This is a genomic window from Methanoregula sp. (genome assembly GCF_002835825.1).
Classification (GTDB): Archaea; Halobacteriota; Methanomicrobia; order Methanomicrobiales; family Methanospirillaceae; genus Methanoregula.
Window position 1 is genome coordinate 1 of sequence record NZ_PIZH01000727.1, and the last position, 1,086, is coordinate 1,086.

1 protein-coding gene and 1 pseudogene are annotated in these 1,086 nt (G+C 58.1%); one reads left to right on the top strand and one right to left on the bottom strand.

Features of this window, described 5'->3' with window-relative positions; all coding sequences use genetic code 11:
- Positions 1 to 503 (top strand): annotated as a pseudogene (locus CW742_RS14735) (coenzyme F390 synthetase); the annotation flags it as partial.
- Positions 504 to 560: 57 nt separating this feature from the next.
- Here CW742_RS14735 and CW742_RS14740 read toward each other — a convergent pair.
- A partial coding sequence (locus CW742_RS14740) for a pyridoxal-phosphate dependent enzyme (RefSeq protein ID WP_292421688.1) occupies positions 561 to 1,086 on the bottom strand: 526 nt, incomplete at its 5' end.

Genomic DNA, 1,086 nt, shown 5'->3' on the forward strand with positions numbered 1-1,086 from the left:
GCGATCTTCCGCCCCTGCCGGCGGTTGGTGAGAAAGTCGGGACCCTTCACCTCAATTACGACACCGAGGATACGAGTGTCGTTGTCTCCAGGGAAAAGTGTGCCTGCGGGAGGACCCACATGCGGATCATGAACCCGACCCGTGAGTCCGAGACGATCTGGATTTTCGAGACGCCGTTCAACCGCGTGGATATCGAAAAAGCTGTCTTCCAGCCGGGCAATATGGAGTACCTGACCGGCGAGTACGAGGCGTTTCTCTATGGCGGGGAGGACGAAAATGAAGTAGTGCTCAGGGTAAGCATGGAAGCGTTTGATCCGGAGAAATGCGACAAAAAACTGGTGCAGGAAAATTTCCTTGCCTCATTCCTTGAATTCAAACCGCGCCTCGTGCAGGAGTATGCCGAGGGTAGTCTTGTCATCGATTTCAATATCACCTCCCCCGGGGCGCTGGAACTGTACCGGATCAAAGGGCGGCCGAAACGGCTGGTGGACCGGCGCGGCTGATCCGGTTCCCGAGTCCCGCCACCAGGGCTTGATCCGGAAGAATCGTATCCCCCGTATTCATTTCTGCCTTTTCCGGGCCCCTGCGATAACTTCTTCAAGGATATGGGTATCGATGTTCCCCCCGCTCAGGACAAGGACGATATTCATCCCGGGCTGCACCGGGATCCTGCCTGAGAGAAGTGCCGCAAGCGGTGTTGCCCCCGCCCCCTCGGCAATGACCCGTTTCCGCTCCAGGAGGAAGAGGATAGCGTCCTCGATCTCCTGTTCCGCGACCAGTACTACCGAATCAACGAGGTGCTGCAGGACGGGAAATGCAATCTCCCCGGTCGCTGCAATTCGTATTCCGTCTGCAAGGGTGGGCCCCGGTGTCACCGCAACCGGTCTTCCTTCCTGCAGTGCCATATACGCTGACGGGCATTCCTGTGCCTGGACACCGATAATCCTGGCGCCCGGCCTGCGGCCTTTTACTGCTGTTGCGATACCGCCGATAAGGCCCCCGCCTCCGACAGGAACTACGATAAGATCGGCACCGGGAAGATCGTCAATAATCTCAAGGCCCAGGGTTCCCTGCCCTGCAATGACC